This is a genomic window from Ralstonia sp. AU12-08 (assembly GCF_000442475.1).
Taxonomy (GTDB): Bacteria; Pseudomonadota; Gammaproteobacteria; order Burkholderiales; family Burkholderiaceae; genus Ralstonia; species Ralstonia insidiosa.
Genome location: NZ_ASZV01000047.1, coordinates 217,657 through 235,066 on the forward strand (window position 1 = coordinate 217,657; position 17,410 = coordinate 235,066).

The 17,410-nt window shown below is 66.1% G+C and carries 15 protein-coding genes and 1 riboswitch; of the genes, 8 read left to right on the forward strand and 7 right to left on the reverse strand.

Annotated elements, in window-relative coordinates:
• The first annotated feature begins 6 nt into the window (after positions 1-6).
• From C404_RS53170 to C404_RS53185, 4 genes are all read left to right on the forward strand, one after another.
• Complete coding sequence (locus C404_RS53170; protein ID WP_021196994.1) at positions 7-1,401, forward strand: alkaline phosphatase; 1,395 nt, start codon at positions 7-9, stop codon at positions 1,399-1,401.
• An 81-nt stretch (positions 1,402-1,482) separates the two neighbouring features.
• Positions 1,483-2,187 carry a hypothetical protein gene (locus C404_RS53175; RefSeq protein WP_021196995.1) on the forward strand — a complete coding sequence of 235 codons (705 nt, stop codon included), beginning with the start codon at positions 1,483-1,485 and terminating at the stop codon, positions 2,185-2,187.
• Between the two features lie 392 nt (positions 2,188-2,579).
• Entirely contained in the window at positions 2,580-3,491 is a 912-nt protein-coding gene (gene thiD, locus C404_RS53180; RefSeq protein ID WP_021196996.1) for a bifunctional hydroxymethylpyrimidine kinase/phosphomethylpyrimidine kinase, read from the forward strand.
• A 15-nt stretch (positions 3,492-3,506) separates the two neighbouring features.
• The gene (locus C404_RS53185; protein ID WP_021196997.1) at positions 3,507-3,860 is read left to right on the forward strand and encodes a DUF4369 domain-containing protein; all 354 of its coding nucleotides are present in this window, start codon (positions 3,507-3,509) and stop codon (positions 3,858-3,860) included.
• Between the two features lie 66 nt (positions 3,861-3,926).
• Here C404_RS53185 and C404_RS53190 read toward each other — a convergent pair whose 3' ends face one another.
• The 6 genes from C404_RS53190 to thiC form a co-directional block, all read right to left on the reverse strand.
• Positions 3,927-4,406 carry a VOC family protein gene (locus C404_RS53190; RefSeq protein WP_021196998.1) on the reverse strand — a complete coding sequence of 160 codons (480 nt, stop codon included), beginning with the start codon at positions 4,404-4,406 and terminating at the stop codon, positions 3,927-3,929.
• Positions 4,407-4,556: 150 nt separating this feature from the next.
• Positions 4,557-5,711: a thiamine phosphate synthase gene (locus C404_RS53195; RefSeq protein WP_021196999.1), complete on the reverse strand. Its 1,155-nt coding sequence runs from the start codon at positions 5,709-5,711 to the stop codon at positions 4,557-4,559.
• On the reverse strand, positions 5,708-6,544 hold the full coding sequence (locus C404_RS53200; RefSeq protein WP_021197000.1) for a thiazole synthase: 837 nt from the start codon (positions 6,542-6,544) through the stop codon (positions 5,708-5,710). Before C404_RS53200 ends, C404_RS53195 begins: the two co-directional genes overlap by 4 nt.
• A gap of 9 nt (positions 6,545-6,553) precedes the next feature.
• Positions 6,554-6,769, reverse strand: coding sequence for a sulfur carrier protein ThiS (gene thiS, locus C404_RS53205; RefSeq protein ID WP_021197001.1), 216 nt, complete (start codon positions 6,767-6,769; stop codon positions 6,554-6,556).
• Positions 6,766-7,911, reverse strand: coding sequence for an FAD-dependent oxidoreductase (locus C404_RS53210; protein ID WP_021197002.1), 1,146 nt, complete (start codon positions 7,909-7,911; stop codon positions 6,766-6,768). The genes thiS and C404_RS53210 overlap by 4 nt, the downstream gene beginning before the upstream one ends.
• 13 nt (positions 7,912-7,924) lie before the next feature.
• Positions 7,925-9,820 carry a phosphomethylpyrimidine synthase ThiC gene (thiC, locus tag C404_RS53215; protein ID WP_021197003.1) on the reverse strand — a complete coding sequence of 632 codons (1,896 nt, stop codon included), beginning with the start codon at positions 9,818-9,820 and terminating at the stop codon, positions 7,925-7,927.
• A 93-nt stretch (positions 9,821-9,913) separates the two neighbouring features.
• Positions 9,914-10,015, reverse strand: a riboswitch (TPP riboswitch).
• Positions 10,016-10,253: 238 nt separating this feature from the next.
• Between thiC and C404_RS53220 the strand changes: the two genes are divergently transcribed.
• The 4 genes from C404_RS53220 to C404_RS53235 all read left to right on the forward strand — a co-directional run bounded on the left by C404_RS53220 (position 10,254) and on the right by C404_RS53235 (position 15,349).
• Positions 10,254-11,438 carry an NAD(P)H-dependent flavin oxidoreductase gene (locus tag C404_RS53220; protein ID WP_021197004.1) on the forward strand — a complete coding sequence of 395 codons (1,185 nt, stop codon included), beginning with the start codon at positions 10,254-10,256 and terminating at the stop codon, positions 11,436-11,438.
• Between the two features lie 79 nt (positions 11,439-11,517).
• A complete protein-coding gene (locus tag C404_RS53225) occupies positions 11,518-13,179 on the forward strand; it encodes an acyl-CoA dehydrogenase family protein (protein ID WP_021197005.1) in 1,662 nt (553 codons plus the stop codon).
• A 117-nt stretch (positions 13,180-13,296) separates the two neighbouring features.
• Complete coding sequence (locus C404_RS53230; RefSeq protein WP_021197006.1) at positions 13,297-14,193, forward strand: amino acid ABC transporter substrate-binding protein; 897 nt, start codon at positions 13,297-13,299, stop codon at positions 14,191-14,193.
• A gap of 256 nt (positions 14,194-14,449) precedes the next feature.
• On the forward strand, positions 14,450-15,349 hold the full coding sequence (locus C404_RS53235; protein ID WP_021197007.1) for an amino acid ABC transporter substrate-binding protein: 900 nt from the start codon (positions 14,450-14,452) through the stop codon (positions 15,347-15,349).
• Positions 15,350-15,634: 285 nt separating this feature from the next.
• Here C404_RS53235 and C404_RS53240 read toward each other — a convergent pair whose 3' ends face one another.
• Complete coding sequence (locus tag C404_RS53240; RefSeq protein ID WP_021197008.1) at positions 15,635-17,353, reverse strand: GMC family oxidoreductase; 1,719 nt, start codon at positions 17,351-17,353, stop codon at positions 15,635-15,637.
• Positions 17,354-17,410 lie beyond the last annotated feature (57 nt).

The window sequence follows — 17,410 nt, forward strand, 5'->3', positions numbered from 1 at the left end:
CAAATCATGAACAAGCAATCGAACCGCATCATTCGCGCGAGCCTGTTGGCGCTGGCCGCCGGCGCCTGTGCCCAAGCGCACGCCGCTGGTGAAGCCAAGAACGTGATCTTCTTCCTGGGCGACGGCATGGGCCCGACCACCGTCACCGCCACGCGCATCTACAAGGTGGGCGAGAGCGGCAAGCTGACGATGGAAACGCTCAAGCGCACGGCGCGCATCAAGACGTACTCCAACGATGCGCAGACCACTGACAGCGCCCCGTCGATGTCGGCTTACATGACCGGCGTGAAGATGAACAACGAAGTCATCTCCATGTCGCAGGACACCAAGGCCAGCGACCCCGCCGGCAAGGGCTATGTGACCGGCTCTGACAGCACCTGCCCCGCAGGCAACGGCACGCCCGCCACCACGCTGCTGGAACTGGCCAAGGCCGCCGGCAAGTCGGTGGGCGCGGTCACCACCACGCGCGTCACGCACGCCACGCCGGCTGCCACGTACTCGCATATCTGCCACCGCGATGGCGAGAATCAGATCGCCGCGCAAGGCACACCGACCAACGCGCTGTACAACGCCGCGCTGAAGGACGGGCTGGACGTGCTGCTGGGCGGTGGCCGTCGCCACTACCTGCCGCAGGGCACCACCGGCAGCAAGCGCACGGACACCACCGACCTGATCGGCCAGTTCACGGCAGCCAACTACAAGTACGTGAGCACCGGCACGCAGTTGGCGGCGGTCGACCCGGCCAGCACCACCAAGCTGCTCGGCCTGTTCAACCTCGACCACATGAACTACGAGCTGGACCGCAAGAAGAACAATGTGGACGAGCCCAGCCTGGCGGACATGACCGAGAAGGCCATCCGCGTGCTGCAGAAGAACGGCAAGGGCTACTTCCTGATGGTGGAAGGCGGCCGTATCGACCACGCACTGCATGGCACCAACGCCAAGCGCGCGCTGGAAGATGCCGGTGCGTTTGACGAAGCGATCAAGCGCGCCCTGTCGATTGCCGATCTGCAAAACACGCTGATCGTCGTCACGGCCGACCACGACCACACGATGACGATCAACGGTTACCCCCGCAAGGGCAACCCGATCCTGGGTGTGTCGAACGACATCAAGACCGGTCAGCCGCAACTGGCCGCCGATGGCCTGCCGTACACCACGCTGGTGTTCGGCAACGGCGGCACGCCGCGCAAGGCCACGCGTGACAACGTGGCCGGGGTCGACACGACGGCGGATGACTACTTGCAGGAAGTGGGCGTGCAGCTCGGCACGCCTGGTTCGGAAACGCACGGCGGCGGGGATGTGATGCTGTTCTCCTCTGGTCCGGGCAGCGCACCGCTGAAGGGCACGCTGGACAACACGAAAGTGTTCGGCGTGGTCAAGACGGCCATGGGCCTCTGATCCTGGCGTTTCCATTGACGCGCATGCCGAGGCAATCGGCATGCGCTTTTTTCGTTTTGGCTTTCCCGACTTCGCATTCGTATGACCCGATCTGCCCGCCTTCTGTTTTCGTTCGCACTCACTGTACTCAGCGCGCTCGCCGCTACCGCACAGGCCGCCGGCCCGGCCGCATCCGTGCCACTCACCGCGCTACGTGTTGAACACCAACTGTCATCGCTCGGCACCGACGGCATCCAGCGCGACATGCGCTTTGCCGAGCGCGTCTACCGCCAGGGCGACCGCGTGTGGATCGCGCGTGAACTGCCGCCGGCCTCTGCCCACGCCGAGCATGACGCCACCAACACCCACGCCGGCCACAAGCACGCCGACACCGACACCGCCCCGCGCTGGATCGAACGCGACGCCAAGGGCGCACTAACCGTGCGCGTGGTGAGCGAATCGCAGCAGAAGAACTACAACGTGCTGCCCGCCGAGTATTCCAACATCGGCTTCGACGGTTCGTGGGCCACGGCCTACCACCTGCTCGACCCGGCCGCGCTCAAGGGCATGCGTGCCGAGGGTCCCGTGCGCAACGGCGTGCAGACCTACCGCTCGACCCAGGGCGAGCGCACCGTCACGGTGGAATGGGATGTGGCCGGCCAGTATCCGCGCCGCGTGGAATCGCGCAACGCCAGCGGCTCGCAGCGCAAGCTCACGCGCGTGACGGCGCTGCCCGCCCCGGCCGCTGCACCGTGGGTACGTGCCCAGCGCTTTGCCGCCGCCGACTACACCGACCTGATGGATTGAATGCACCCGCGCCGGACAGCAAGTCCCGACGCGAACGCTCCAGGTGCCGGTGCCGACTCCCCGGAAACCAGCGCTGGCTTGTTAGGAGCTGATGCCGGCTCCCTGGCAACCGGCACTGGCGCCTTCAGAGTTGATGCTGACTCCCTGGAAACCGGCGCTGGCTCCTTAGGAACGGATGCCGACTCTCTGGAAACTACTGGCGGCTCTCCGAGACCCGCAGCTGACTCTCCAAGAGCCGGCACTGACGCTCCGAGACACGATTCCGGCTTCCGAAGCGTCATCGCCACCTGCTGAGGCCTCGGTCATGGTGCGCAGCACCACGCACGCCGATCCGGCTGCGATGGCGCTATAGTGCGAGCAACCCCCAACGCCGCTTGCACACGTCCCCCGCCATGACAATCACCGACCCGACCCTCGCTGCGTTTGCCGCTCCCGCCTCGCACGTGCCGCGCGTGCTCACCATCGCCGGTTCGGACTGCGGCGGCGGGGCCGGTATCCAGGCCGACCTGAAGACGTTTGCGGCCCTCGGCTGCTACGGCATGTCGGCCATCACGGCCATCACCGCGCAGAACACGCTGGGCGTGACGGCGGTGGAAGCGCTCACACCGGACATCGTGGCCGCGCAGATCGATGCCGTGGCAGGCGACATCGGCGTGGACGCCGCCAAGACCGGCATGCTGGGCACACCGCAGGTGGTGGAAGCCATCCTCTCGGCGCTGGACCGCCACCCGATCGCCAATCTCGTCGTCGATCCGGTCATGGTCAGCACCAGCGGCGCGCAGCTCGGCACCGATGCCACCGTGCAGGCCATGGCGAAATGGCTGTTCCCGCGCGCGCTGGTGGTGACACCCAACCTGCCGGAAGCCAGCGCGCTGCTCGGCCGCGACATCCGCACCGCAGACGACATGCTGCCCGCCGCGCGCGATCTGCTGGCGCTGGGCCCGCGTGCGGTGCTGCTCAAAGGCGGGCACCTGGCCGATGTGGCGACCGCCGGTGAAGACGGCGTGCTGCAAGACGTGCTCGTCACCGCCGATGGCACCGAGCGCGTCTACGCGCACACCTATATCGACACGCCGCACACGCACGGCACGGGTTGCACGTTGTCTGCCGCCATTGCCGCGCACCTCGCGCGTGGCGACGCGCTGGAAGCCGCCATCGAGGCTGCGCTCGACTACTTGCTGCACGCCATCGGCGCGGGGCGTCACCTGGCATTGGGGCGCGGGGCCGGCCCGCTCAACCACGGCTTTGCGCCGCGTCCGCTGGCTGCACCGCGCGCGCTCGAAGTCGACATCGACGAAGACTGATCCCAAGGAGCTGCCATGACGCGTCTGCCGATCAAGATGATCCGCATGCTTCCCATGGCCGCGTTGTGCGGGCTGCTGGCCGCCTGCAACGCGAGCTTTGTCAGTGACTTCGGCAGCAACTTTTCGATTGGCGGCACGCTGAGCGGGTTGCCGGGCGGCCAGTCGATCGTGCTGCTCAACAACGGCCGCGACAGCCTGACCGTTGCGGCAAACGGCAGGTTCGTGTTCGGCGGGCTGGTGCCGTTCAACGGCAGCTATCTGGTGACGATCAGCACGCAGCCGGCGTCGGCCAACTGCACAGTGACCAACGCCAGCGGCACGGCCACCAATGATGTGAACAACGTGCAGGTGACCTGCGTGCCGCGTTAGGCGACCCACGCCGACCAAGAAAAAGCGCGGATCACGGTCCGCGCTTTTTCGTTGGAGCTCGCCGGCTCACGCCGATGCGCCGGCCTGCTCCTTCGTCCACTTTTCCATGCGCCGATTCATCTCTTCGGGCGACACATCTTCCACGTGGGTGGACACGGTCCATACGTGGCCGAACGGGTCTTTGAGCGTGCCGGAGCGGTCGCCATAGAACTGGTCCACCACGGGGCGGACTTCCGTGCCGCCGGCCTTGAGCGCGTTGGCAAACACGGCATCGACGTTGGGCACGTAGATCATCAGCCCGACGGATGTGGCCTGCAGCGTGTCGGGGCTGGCACAAACCATGTTGGGGGCTTCGTCCGACAACATGATGGGGGAGTCGCCAATGCGGATTTCAGCGTGCGCGATGGTGCCGTTGGGGCCATCCATGCGAAGCAGTTCGGTGGCACCGAAGGCCTGCTTGTAGAAATCGAGCGCGCGTGCGGCGCCTTTGATGCTCAGGTACGGGGTGACGCTGTGATAACCCTCGGGAATGGGCTTGGCCGCCATGTCTGTCTCCTGCAGCGTGAATGAGGATGCGCCGCCCCAGGACCGTAAACCTCAGTGACCGGGGCAGCGCACGAACAGGATAGGTCAGTGAGATGGCGCTTGTGGGGCAGTCATGGGACGCAAACTGCGTTGCGCAACCCTTGCGTATCGTCAGGCGCGCACGTGCGCCGCGAACGTCGCTTGCAGGGTCTGTACCGCCGCCGGCACATCGTCCGCCTGCGTGATGGCACGCACCACGGCCACGCAGCCGACACCGGATTCCAGCACACGCGGCATCGCGGCCAGGTCGATCCCGCCGATGGCCACCAGCGGTGGCGCCGGCACGCGCGTGCGCATGGCCGCCGCGTAGGCGAATAAGCGGCCCAGGCCCTGCGGCACGGTCGGCATGGTCTTGGTGGGCGTGGCGAAGACAGCGCCCAGCGCGAGGTAGCTCGGGTTCAGCGGCGCGACGCGCAGCATTTCGGCAAAGCCGTGCGTGCTGATGCCCAGGCGCAACCCTGCGGCGCGAATCGCTACCAGGTCCGCATCGTCGATGTCTTCCTGGCCGAGGTGGATGCCGTAGATGCCGCTGTTGGGCACCTGGGCATGCACGTCGAGCGCGACTTGCCAGTGGTCGTTGATGAACAGGCGCGTGTCGCTACCGCGTGCGGCGGCTTCTGCGCGACGGACCTGATCGGCCACAGCCTGCGCGTCGTCCGATTTGAAGCGCAACTGCACCGTCGGCACCTTGAGCGCGACGAGGCGCGCCACCCAGTCCGCATCGGGCACCACGGCGTAGATGCCGAGTTGCGTCGGGCACGGCGCGAAGGCGAGGTCTGCTGCGGTCGGGCACGGCAGCGCGGGTTCGAGCACGCGGGGCAGGGCGTTGAAGCGCGTGGGCCAGGCGAGCGCATCGGCGTTGGCTTCAGCGATCCACGCGCGGGCCACGCACAGCGCATCGCGCGGCTCGAAGGCCAGCGCGAGTGCCGCACCGAAGATGGCGACGAAGCGTGCGTCGAGCGCATCGCCTTGCGCCACCGACGTGAAGCGATACGTGCCGAGGCGGTCGTGCACGGTGTCGATGCGTTGATCACCTTCCATAGCGGTCAACACGACGGCGGCACCGGCGGTGCGGGCACGGTCAGCGTGTGCGGCGTCGGAGGTCAGCAGAACAGTGGTGGCGCTGGTGGCTTCATCAACGCGGTCGGTCACACTCCAGGCGTGCGGTGCGCGGCCGAAGGCTTCGGTATGGCGATCGATGATCTGCGCAGCGAGGGCGGCCGCCTCCGGCCACGCGGCGGAGAAACGCAGGGCAGACATGCTCATGCGCTTTTCTCTTCGGCGTGCCAGAAGGGCAGGCCAACAACGGGGGTGCTGGCTTGCGCGACATCGCGCTCCGGCATCGGACCAGACAGGCGCGCAAGGCGACCCGCCTGCGTGGCCATGGCAAACGCCTGCGCCATCGCCACCGGATCACCGGCTTGGGCGACGGCGGTGTTGAGCAGCACGGCGTCGTAGCCCCACTCCATGACCTGCGTGGCGTGCGACGGCACACCCAGGCCTGCGTCGACGATGAGCGGTACGTTGGGCAAGCGCTCGCGCAGCAGCCGCAGACCGTACGGGTTGGTCGGGCCACGGCCCGTGCCGATGGGCGCGGCCCACGGCATCAGCGCCTGGCAACCGACGTCGAGCAGGCGGCGGCACAGCACGAGGTCTTCGGTGCAATACGGCAGCACCTTGAAACCATCTTTGATGAGGCGTTCGGCCGCTGCGGGCAGCGCGAGCGTGTCGGGCTGCAGCGTGTAGTCGTCGCCGATGACTTCGAGCTTGATCCAGTCCGTCTCGAACACTTCGCGCGACATCTGCGCCAGCGTATAGGCCTCGTCGGCGGAATAGCAGCCGGCTGTGTTCGGCAGCACGGGCACGCCGAGTTCGCGCAGCATCTTCCAGAAGCCGGCGCCGCCTTCGGGCGAGCCCGCGCTCTGGCGGCGCAGCGCCACGGTCAGCATGGCCGGGTTGGACACGCGCACCGCGTCTTCCAGCGATTGTGGGGACGGGTAACGCGCTGTACCCAACAGCAGGCGCGAGGCGAAGGTCTCGTCGTACAGGCGCAGCGGATCAGCTTGACCAGCGAGCGCGGAAAGATTCGTAGTGGTCATCAGATACTCCTAGCCACCCACAACAGGCTGCACGAGTGCAATGCGATCGCCCGTGTTGAGCGCGTGCTGCGCGTGGCGCGCCTTGGGCACGAAATCGCCATTCACGGAGGCGGCAAACGGCGGCGCGATCTGCAGTTGCGGCGCGGCGGCACCGATGGCGTCGGCCAGCGTGCTACCAACAGGTAGTGCGAGCGACAGGTCGTTGAGGGTGACGTTCAGCGTCATGACAAAACAGGTTCAGGCGATGCAGCGGCGGCGAACAGCTCGGGCCATTCGCGGTCGTTCGCATCGAGGGCACGGCCGTCCAGCAGATCACGCGCGACGGCCACCGCAGCTTGGGTGACGGCGGGCGCGATCATGTAGCCGTGCCGGTACAGGCCGTTGACCGACAGCGTGCCAGCGCCATCCCAGCGCAACGCGGGACGGTGGTCAGGCAGCGTCGGGCGGCACTGCGTGTTCAGTTCCAGCACGCGCGCCTCGCCAAAGGCGGGGTGCACGGCGTAGGCAGCGGACAGCAACTCCAGCGTGGAGCGCACACTGGCCGGCGACATGTCGTCGGATTCGATTTCCGTCGCGCCGATCACATACACGTTGCCCGGCTTGGGCGCGATGTACAGCGGATAGCGCGGATGCAGCATGCGCACCGGCCGCGTGAGCGACACATCGGGTGCGTGGATGCGCGCGACCTCGCCGCGCAGACCACGCAGGCGCGGCCATTGGGGCTTGGCACCGAGGCCACGGCAATCGAGCACGAGACGTGCGCCAAGGCCATTGGCCGCGAGGGCATCGGGCCGCGGATCCGCAACGTCCGTGTTCCAGCGCAGTTGCACGCCCACGGCTTCCAGCTCGGTCGCCATTGCATTCAGCAGGGTGCGGTTGTCGAGTTGGCCTTCGCCCGCCAGATACAGCCCTTGCGTAAAGCGTTGCGCGAGCAGCGGCTCCAGCGTACCGATGCCCGCAGCATCGACCGCGCGCAGATCTGCCGTCACTCGCTCGGGCGGCGCAACGGCGCGCACGCGGCTGGCAAACAGCGATGCCTCGCCACGATCCGCTGCATGCCACACGACCAGCGTGCCAGCCTCCTGGAAGAACACCGGCGTGCGCAGCTTCGACAGCCAGTCGCGCCACAGCGCCAGGCTCGCCAACCCCAGATCGACGACAAAACGATCCGCCACGGCGGCTTCGGCCAGCGGCGCCAGCATGGCTGCAGCCACGTGCGCGGCAGCACTGCTGCCGTCACGCGCGCCGCGCTCCACCACGGCAATGCGTGCAGCCGGCACACCGGCTTGCACGAGTTGCCAGGCACACAGGCGGCCAGCGAGGCCGCCACCGAGGATCGTTACGTCGAACGGAGTGGGAGTTGGCATTTCGCCCAGTGAGTTAGCTGTAGATCTTGCTGCCCGTCTTGCGGAACTCGATCGACTTCTCCTCCATGCCCTGCGTTGCGGCCGTGGCGTTGGCGTCGAGCGAGGCCGCGTAATCACGCACTTCCTGCGTGATCTTCATCGAGCAGAACTTCGGACCGCACATCGAGCAGAAGTGCGCGATCTTGGCGCCTTCAGCCGGCAGCGTTTCATCGTGGAAGGCGCGTGCCTTTTCCGGGTCGAGGCCGAGGTTGAACTGGTCTTCCCAGCGGAACTCGAAGCGTGCCTTGGACAGCGCGTTGTCGCGCAACTGCGCGCCCGGCCAGCCCTTCGCAAGGTCAGCCGCATGGGCCGCGATCTTGTAGGTGATGATGCCTTCGCGCACGTCTTCCTTGTCCGGCAGGCCCAGGTGTTCCTTGGGCGTGACGTAGCAGAGCATGGCCGTGCCGTACCAACCAATGTTGGCCGCACCGATGCCGCTGGTGATGTGGTCGTAGCCGGGGGCGATGTCCGTCACCAGCGGGCCCAGCGTGTAGAACGGCGCTTCGAAGCAGTGCTTCAGCTCTTCGTCCATGTTGGCCTGCACGCGTTGCAGCGGCACGTGGCCCGGGCCTTCGATCATCACCTGCACGTCGTGCTCCCACGCCTTCTTGGTGAGTTCACCCAGCGTGTGCAGCTCGCCAAATTGCGCAGCGTCGTTCGAGTCGGCAATGCAACCGGGGCGCAGACCATCACCCAGGCTGAACGACACGTCGTACGCCTTCATGATTTCGCAGATCTCGTCGAAGTGCGTGTACAGGAAGTTTTCCTTGTGATGCGCCAGACACCACTTGGCCATGATCGAGCCACCACGCGAAACAATGCCCGTGATGCGGTCGGCCGTCAGCGGCACATAGCGCAGCAGCACGCCGGCGTGGATGGTGAAGTAGTCGACGCCTTGCTCGGCCTGTTCGATCAGCGTGTCGCGGAACATCTCCCACGTCAGGTCTTCGGCCACGCCGCCGGTCTTGTCCAGCGCCTGGTAGATGGGCACCGTGCCGATGGGCACCGGCGAGTTGCGCAGGATCCATTCACGCGTTTCGTGGATGTGCTTGCCGGTGGACAAGTCCATGATCGTGTCGGCGCCCCAGCGGATCGCCCACACCATCTTTTCCACTTCCTCGGCCAGCGACGAGGTGACCGCCGAGTTGCCGAGGTTGCCGTTGATCTTCACGCGGAAGTTGCGGCCGATGGCCATCGGCTCCAGTTCCGTGTGGTTGATGTTGGCGGGGATGATCGCGCGGCCGGCGGCGATTTCTGCGCGCACGAATTCCGGCGTGATGTCTTCCGGACGCTGCGGCAGGTTCGCGCCGTACGAGAAGCCCGGATGCTGCTTGAGCAGTTGGCGGTACTCGGGCTTGTCTTGCAGCGCCTGCAGGTTCAGCGATTCACGCAGCGCGACGTATTCCATTTCCGGCGTGATGATGCCGCGACGCGCGTAGTGCATCTGGCTCACGTTGGCGCCCGGCTTGGCACGGCGCGGGTTCGTCAGCTGTGCAAAGCGCAGGTGGGCCGTGGCCGGGTCATTGGCACGCGTACGGCCGTACTCGGACGACAGGCCGGAGAGGATTTCCGTGTCGCCACGCTCGTCGATCCACTTGGCGCGCAGCGGGGCGAGACCGGCCTTCAGGTCGATGTGCACGTCCGGGTCCGAGTACGGGCCCGAGGTGTCGTACACCGGCACCGGCGGGTTCAGCATCTCGCCCTTGTCGGTGCGCGTGGCGGTCTGCTTGATGGTACGCATCGGCACGCGGATGTCCGGGCGGCTGCCGGCGATGTAGGTCTTGCTGGAGGCCGGGTAGGCAAACTTCTGGTCGAGCTCGGACTGCAGCGAGTCGAATGAGGCGGCGGGGGCGTTTTTGGCTTGGGGCATGGTCTCGTCCTTTGATTCTGTGGCCTGGTGGAGCAGGCTGTGGACGAAACCGGGAGGAGAGGCGGGGCCCGAAAGATCGGGTTGCCAGAGGCTCGGTGTTCTGAAGAAACTTCCCACGCCGGTACGAACCGGATCGGGTGCTAAGGGACTCTCTCAGCCGCACGGCCCATCCGTACGGCACCCCTGTTTCATCCAACGAGGGTGCATTTAAGCACAGCCGGATCGACGTTGCCAGCAAGAAAACCCGGCAGGTGACGGTCAGCCGGTCATTTCAGTCCAAACCCCCATGCAACGCGCTGCAAATGTGCTGCCTTCCGCACGGACACCGCCTGCCTTGATCTGGCGCAATCCAGCCGCGTTTCACCTATGCGACGCTCGAACCCATTTTCTATTGCATCGCATTATGTTGCGGTTGAGCCGCAGGGGAGTTGTCATGCTGGAACGTCGGTTCACACTCGCGGGGCGCAGCCTCGTGCCCATCGTGCAGGGCGGGATGGGGGTGGGTATTTCGGCGCACCGGCTGGCCGGCGCCGTAGCGCGCGAGGGCGGCGTGGGCACCATCGCCAGCATCGACCTGCGGCATCACCATGCGGATCTCGTCGCTGCGACTGAGAAATCGCATGACAAGGACGCCATCAACGCGGCCAACCTCGTCGCACTGGATCGGGAGATCCGGGCCGCGCGCGAGGGAGCGCAAGGCAACGGCCTGATCGCCGTGAACGTGATGAAGGCGGTGGAATCGCACGCGGCGCTGGTGCGGCAGGCGTGCGAGAGCGGTGCGGATGCCATCGTCATGGGGGCGGGCCTGCCGCTCGATCTGCCGGAGATGACGGCGGGGTATCCGAAGGTGGCGCTGATCCCGATCCTGTCGGATTCGCGCGGCGTGGGCGTGGTACTCAAGCGGTGGATGAAGAAGGCGCGATTGCCCGATGCGGTGGTGATCGAGCATCCGGCGCACGCGGGCGGCCACCTGGGCGCGGCGCGGATCGAAGACCTACGCGATGAGCGGTTCTCGTTCGCGCGCGTACTGGACGAATGCCGCGAGCTGTTCGTCAAGCTGGGGCTGGCGGCGGAGCAGATACCGATCATCCTGGCCGGTGGCATCGATTCACATGCAAAGGTGCGGCATTGGCTCGACAAGGGCGCGGCTGCGGTGCAGCTCGGCACGGCGTTTGCGGTGACAGAGGAAGGCGATGCGCACCCGCGCTTCAAGCGTGTGCTGACGGGCGCGGAGGATGGCGACATTGCCGAGTTCGTCAGCGTGGCAGGGTTGCCTGCACGTGCGGTGATGACGCCCTGGTTGTCGCGTTATCTGTCGCGTGAGAGCGCCTTGCAGGCCAAGGCCAAGGTGCGGGATTGCCTGCAGGGGTTCGATTGTTTGCAGACGTGCGGGCTGCGGGATGGCATCGGCAAGGTGGGGCAGTTCTGCATTGACCTGAAGCTGGCGCAGGCGCTGCGTGGGGATGTGGAGCGGGGGCTGTTCTTCCGGGGGGCGGGAAAATTGCCGTTTGGGCAGACGATTCGGCCTGTGCGGGAGTTGATGCACTACTTGCTGACTGGGGAAAAGCCTGCACTCACGGCGTCTGAAACGCACGCGGAAGCCGCCACCGCCGTATAGAAACCTGCCTCCAGCCGCGCAAACCATCGGTGGTCTACCATGGGTGCACAACAAACGTGACACCCCAGGAGACCCCCCAATGCCCACCGAGGCCACGCACCGCATCTTCAACCAGGTCCCGGACCTGACCGGCTTCAATCCCTTCACGTCCGACACCACGCTGCAAGGCGCACTCGAACGCCTGGGTGGCGGCTGGAACGCCAGCGCGCTGCAAGCCTTCGGTGACCAGCTCGGCGCCCCCGAGACCCTGCGGTGGGCCACCGAAGCCAACCAGTACCACCCCGAACTCCACACCCACAGCCGCACCGGCGAGCGCATCGACGCCATCCGCTTCGACCCCGCGTGGCACGCGCTGCTCGGCCTGATGCGCAGCCAGGGCCTGCAAGCCCTGCCGTTTGCCGACCCGCGCCCCGGCGCATGGGCCGCGCGCACAGCGGGCTACTACATGCAGGCGCAGATCGAATCCGGCACGCTATGCCCGGCGACGATGACGTTCGCCAGCATCCCCGTGCTGCAGAAAGAGACCGCGCTGTTTGCCGATCTGGCCCCGCGCCTCTTCGCCCGCGAACACGACGCACGCGACCTGCCGTGGCGCCAGAAGACGGCCATCCTCATCGGCATGGGCATGACCGAAAAACAAGGCGGATCGGATGTGCGCAGCAACACCACGGTGGCCACGCCTTTGCGCGGCGAGGGGCGCGGCGCCACCTACGCCATCACCGGGCACAAGTGGTTCTTCTCCGCGCCGATGTGCGATGCGCACCTGGTGGTCGCGCGCATGGGCGCGGAAGACGGCCCGCTGTCGTGCTTCTTCGTGCCGCGCTTTCGCGATGACGGCAGCAAGAACCCCATCCAGATCCAGCGCCTGAAAGACAAGCTCGGCAACCGCTCCAACGCCAGCAGCGAGGTGGAATTCCGCGGCGCGGAGGGCATCCTCATCGGCGAGGAAGGGCGCGGCATTCCGACCATCATCGAGATGGCGACGCACACGCGCCTGGATTGCGTGATCGGCAGCGCAGGCATCCTGCGCCACGCGCTGATGCAGGCGCTGCACCACGCGCGCCATCGCATGGCGTTCGGCCGCTTGCTGGCCGATCAGCCGCTCATGCGCAACGTGCTGGCAGATCTCGCACTCGAATCGCAAGCCGCGACCCTGCTGATGATGGAACTGGGCGGCGCCTTCGAGCGGGCCGACACTGATCCGCTGGCCGCCGCGTGGAAGCGCATCGTCACGCCCGCCGCCAAGTTCTGGGTCTGTAAACGCGCCATCGAAGCCACCGGCGAGGCGATGGAAGTCTGGGGCGGCAACGGCTACGTGGAAGAGGGTCCGATGGCGCGCCTGTACCGCGAGGCACCGGTCAACTCCATCTGGGAAGGCTCGGGCAACGTGATGTGCCTGGACGTGCTGCGCGCCATCGCCCGCACGCCGGACGATGCGCTGCGCCTGCTGCAGGACATTGGCGAGCGCGCGCAGGGGCACCGTGCCGTACGCGCCGAACTGGCCGCGCTGCAGGCGATGCTGCATCGGCCGGGCGACATCCAGGAGACCTCCGCCCGCCGCATCGCGCAGGGGCTGGCACTCACGGCGCAGGCTGCGCTGATGCTGGCCCACGCCCACCCGGACGACGCCGAGCGCTTCATCGCCAGCCGCTTCCACCATCAGCATGGCCGGGTGTTCGGCACGCTCGATGGCCATGCGCAGGAACTAGGGGCGGTGCTGCAACGCGCGTGGCCAGTGTGAAGAATCCGTGAAGCACAAACCGCGTGAAAGCACGATGAAAGTCTGCATCGCCTAGGGTAGGTGGGCCGCGCGCCCACGCCCGGCATAAAAAGAACAAACAAACAGGAGACATCCCCCGTGCCGCACCCGACCCGCGCCTTGCTCGCGGCCGGCCTGGCGTTGTGCGCTTTCCAGGCGTTGGCTGCATCCCCCGTGCTTGACCGTATCCGCGACACCGGCATCGTCCGGCTGGCGTATCGGGAGAACTCCGTGCCGTTTTCCTATCTCGATGGCGGCAAGCCGGTGGGGTATTCGATCGACCTGTGCGCAAAGCTGGTCGACGCGATCAAGGTGGCGGTCAAGCGGCCCGACCTGAAGGTGCTGAAGGTGGAATACGTGGCCGTGACACCCGCCACGCGCATCGCCGCCATCACCGAGGGCAGGGCGGACCTGGAATGCGGCTCCACCAACAACACGCGTGAGCGGCGTGAAAAGGTAGCGTTCACTATCCCGCATTACATTGCCAGCAGCCGCATGCTGGTGAAGACCAGCTCGGGCATCCAGCGCTGGGAAGACCTCAACAGCAAGACGGTGGTGTCCACACGCGGCAGCACCAATGGCGGGCAGATCAAGGCGATGGCCGATGCGCGTGTGCTCAAGGTCAACGTGATCGAGGCCAAGGACCACGCCGAGGCCTTCGGCATGGTGGCCGCCGGCAAGGCTGACGCCTTTGCGATGGACGACGTGCTGCTCTATGGCTTCCGGGCCACCTCGCCCAACCCGGCGGACTACGTGGTGGTCGGCAGCAACCTGGCGGTGGCGCCATACGCGATCATGCTGAGCGAGGACGATACCGAGTTCAAGAAGGTGATCGACCTGGCAATGTCGCGCACGATCCTCGATGGCGAGGCCGAGAAGCTCTACAAGAAGTGGTTCCAGCAGCCCATTCCGCCCAACGGCGTCAAGCTGGAGATTCCGATGAGCTTCCTGCTGCGCGACTCGTTCAAGTTCCCGACCGACAAGGTGGCGGACTGACGCAACACCCGGAATCCATGCACCACGAAGGTGCTTGAGGGTATACCCGCAATCAGGCCATAATGCGCGCCCATGGCGGCGCGTGACATTGCTTCACGTTTTGGCATTCCCCGGGGAGTGGCGGCGCGCAAGCCAGTTCTGCGCAATCGAGCCGGGCCCAGCCCAGCAAACGATTGCTCAGATGGCCGCGTCGACAGGGCAGCGACATGGTCAGCCGTGCCCAGATAGCCCTAACCCTCTCCTAGGACCTTTGACGATGCTGTTCCCTGCGCGCACGTGGCTGCTGGCCGCGCTTGCCGTTCCTGCGGCGTTCTTTGCTGCTTCCAACGCAATGGCCGCTACCCCGACGCTCGATCGCATCCGCGATTCCGGCACGGTGCACGTGGCCTACCGTGAAGACTCCATCCCGTTCTCGTACCTCGACGGCAGCAAGCCGGTCGGCTACACGATCGACATCTGCTCGCGGCTGATCGATTCGCTGCGCACCTCGCTCAAGCGCCCGGACCTGAAGGTGCAGTACGTGCCGGTGACGGCGGCTACCCGTATGGATGTGATCACCTCGGGCAAGGCCGACATGGAATGCGGCTCGACCAACAACTCGCCGGACCGCCGCGAGAAGGTGGCCTTCACCATTCCGCACTACATCACCAAGGGCCGCATGCTGGTCAAGGCGAATTCGGGCATTCAGCAGTGGGAAGACCTGAACGGCAAGACGGTGGTGGCGGCGCGTGGGTCGACCAATGCCGAGCTCGCACGCAAGCTCAATGAGAGCGGCATGACGGTGCGCGTGGTGGATGCCAACGATCTGCGCAGCGCGTTCGCCATGCTGGCGGATGGCCGTGCCAATGCGTTTGCGGGTGATGACATCCTGCTCTCGGGCATGCGTGCTACGTCGAAGAACCCGGCGGACTTTGCGGTGGCCGGCAAGACGCAGCTGGTGTCGTCGTATGCGATCATGCTCAGCAAGCAGGATCCGGAGTTCAAGAAGATGATCGACCAGTCGATGACGCGGCTGATTGTCGATGGCGAGGTGCCGAAGCTTTACAAGAAGTGGTTTCAGCAGCCGATTCCGCCGAATGGCGTGAATTTGGAAGTGCCGATGAGCTATTTGCTGCGGGACTCGTTCAATACGCCTACGGATAGTGCTGGTAACTGATCCAGGCGGGGATGGATGTTGTTGGTTCATCCCCTGTTTCATCCCCTGCCGGGGCTGACTCACTTTCTCTGTCTTGCCAGAGAAAGTAAGCAAAGAGAGGCGCGCCCGAGATGGCGCCCCCCTCCTTGAATTTATGCCGCAGGGAGGGAAGGGAGGCAAACTCGCTGCGCTCAAACAGCCTCCCTTCTTTTTCCTCCCTGCAACAGAAATTCAAGGCGCCATCTAGGGCAGGGTACGGCCACACCGTCGGTGTGTGAGCCTCACCGCCAAGGCATGTTCTGTTGCTTAGTGCACCTCGGCCGGCGTGGTTTGCGCAGAAGTCCCTGCCACCACATTCAGCGTCGGGCGCCCGCCTTGGCGCATCAGGTCTGCCGCGCGCTCCGCAATCATGATGATCGGGGCGTTGGTATTGCCGCCAATCAGCGTGGGCATGACCGAGCCGTCGATCACGCGCAGGCCGGTCACGCCGCGCACGCGCAATTCCGGATCGACCACCGCCATCGCATCGTCTGCGCTGCCCATCTTGCAGGTGCCGACCGGGTGATAGATGGTGTCTGCGCGCTGGCGGATCAGTGCGCGCACGGCTTCGTCGTCGGAGCCGTCTCCACGGATGTCTCCCGAATACAGTTCACGCCCGCCCAGCTCGGCCAGCGGGCGCTGCGCGAAGATGCGCTTCACCGCGCGGAAGCCTGCCAGCATGCCGTTCATGTCATCCGGGTCGGAGAGGAAGCGCGGGTCGATGAGCGGTGCGTCACGCGTATCGGTGGTCGCCAGGCGCACCTCGCCGCGGCTCTTCGGGCGTAGCACGCAGACGTGGCATGAATAGCCGTGGCCGTAGTTGAACGTGCGGTTGTGGTTGTCGGCCATGGCGACCACGAAGTGCAGTTGCAGATCGGGTTCGGCCAGATCGGGGCGGCTCTTGATGAAGCCGCCGGCCTCGGCAAAGTTGGTGGCGATCATGCCGCGCCGCTCGCGGCGGTAGCGCAGGATCTCGCCCAGCATGTGTACGCTGCCGCGCAGTGAATAGCCGATCAGGTCCAGGTTGAAGGTCTTCTTGTGCAGGATGATGTCGAGGTGGTCCTGCAGGTTCTGGCCGACGCCGGGCAGGTCCTGCACGACCGGGATACCGAGTGAGCGCAGATGCTCGGCCGGCCCCACGCCCGAGGCCATCAGCAACTGCGGCGAGCCGAACGCGCCGGAAGACACGATCACCTCGCGCCGTGCCTGCAGGGTCTCGGTGCGGCCACCGCGATCCACCACCACGCCCGTCGCGCGCTTGCCCTCGAACACGATGCGCAGCGCTTGCGTATCAGGCAGCACGGTCAATTGGCGGCGGCCACGGTTGTAGGTGGCGTCGGTCTTGTCACCGCCATGCAGATAGGCGCGTGCGGCGTTCCAGCGCTCGCCGTTGTATTGCGTGACTTGGTATGGGCCGACGCCTTCCTGGTCGGGACCGTTGAAATCGTCGTTGCGGCGGTAGCCTGCGGCGGCGGCCGCGTCGACAAAACGGCGGGCGATCGGGTTGCCGGTGCGCAGGTCGCTCACGTGCAGGGGGCCGGTACCGCCGTGCAGTGCGTCGTCATCGCGGCCGGCAACGCGCTCGTTGCCTTCCGAACGCTTGAAGTAGGGCAGCACATCGTTCCAGCCCCAGCCGGTGCAGCCGAGCGCGGCCCAGTGGTCGTAGTCGTTGTGCGTGCCGCGGATGTAGATCATCGCGTTGAGCGACGAGCTGCCGCCCAGCCCGCGCCCACGCGGCTGGTAGCCCTGGCGCCCGCCCAGGCCCGGCTGCGGCACGGTCTCGAACCCGTAGTTGCGCTTGTTCTTGAACGGCAGCGATGCGGCACACCCCGCCGGCACCCACACCGAGAAATGGTGGTCGTGCGGCCCGGCTTCTAGCAGGGCAACCGTCACGTCCGGGTCTTCGGTCAGGCGGCTGGCAAGCGCGCAACCGGCCGAGCCGGCGCCGACGATGACGTAGTCGAAGGTGAGCGAATCGTTGGCCATGGGTGTCTCCGGATGTGTTTTTTATTGGGCGAGCGCCGCCGCCGGCTGGCTGCCGGT

What these genes read in the sequence shown, in the direction of transcription:
- C404_RS53175 (WP_021196995.1), top strand. Translation starts at nt 1,483, where the DNA reads ATGACCCGATCTGCCCGCCTTCTGTTTTCGTTCGCACTCACTGTACTC.
- thiC (WP_021197003.1), bottom strand. Translation starts at nt 9,820, where the DNA reads ATGCCCCAAGCCAAAAACGCCCCCGCCGCCTCATTCGACTCGCTGCAG.
- C404_RS53170 (WP_021196994.1), top strand. Translation starts at nt 7, where the DNA reads ATGAACAAGCAATCGAACCGCATCATTCGCGCGAGCCTGTTGGCGCTG.
- C404_RS53240 (WP_021197008.1), bottom strand. Translation starts at nt 17,353, where the DNA reads ATGGCCAACGATTCGCTCACCTTCGACTACGTCATCGTCGGCGCCGGC.
- thiS (WP_021197001.1), bottom strand. Translation starts at nt 6,769, where the DNA reads ATGACGCTGAACGTCACCCTCAACGACCTGTCGCTCGCACTACCTGTT.
- C404_RS53200 (WP_021197000.1), bottom strand. Translation starts at nt 6,544, where the DNA reads ATGACCACTACGAATCTTTCCGCGCTCGCTGGTCAAGCTGATCCGCTG.
- C404_RS53225 (WP_021197005.1), top strand. Translation starts at nt 11,518, where the DNA reads ATGCCCACCGAGGCCACGCACCGCATCTTCAACCAGGTCCCGGACCTG.
- C404_RS53235 (WP_021197007.1), top strand. Translation starts at nt 14,450, where the DNA reads ATGCTGTTCCCTGCGCGCACGTGGCTGCTGGCCGCGCTTGCCGTTCCT.
- C404_RS53220 (WP_021197004.1), top strand. Translation starts at nt 10,254, where the DNA reads ATGCTGGAACGTCGGTTCACACTCGCGGGGCGCAGCCTCGTGCCCATC.
- C404_RS53190 (WP_021196998.1), bottom strand. Translation starts at nt 4,406, where the DNA reads ATGGCGGCCAAGCCCATTCCCGAGGGTTATCACAGCGTCACCCCGTAC.
- C404_RS53185 (WP_021196997.1), top strand. Translation starts at nt 3,507, where the DNA reads ATGACGCGTCTGCCGATCAAGATGATCCGCATGCTTCCCATGGCCGCG.
- C404_RS53210 (WP_021197002.1), bottom strand. Translation starts at nt 7,911, where the DNA reads ATGCCAACTCCCACTCCGTTCGACGTAACGATCCTCGGTGGCGGCCTC.
- C404_RS53195 (WP_021196999.1), bottom strand. Translation starts at nt 5,711, where the DNA reads ATGAGCATGTCTGCCCTGCGTTTCTCCGCCGCGTGGCCGGAGGCGGCC.
- thiD (WP_021196996.1), top strand. Translation starts at nt 2,580, where the DNA reads ATGACAATCACCGACCCGACCCTCGCTGCGTTTGCCGCTCCCGCCTCG.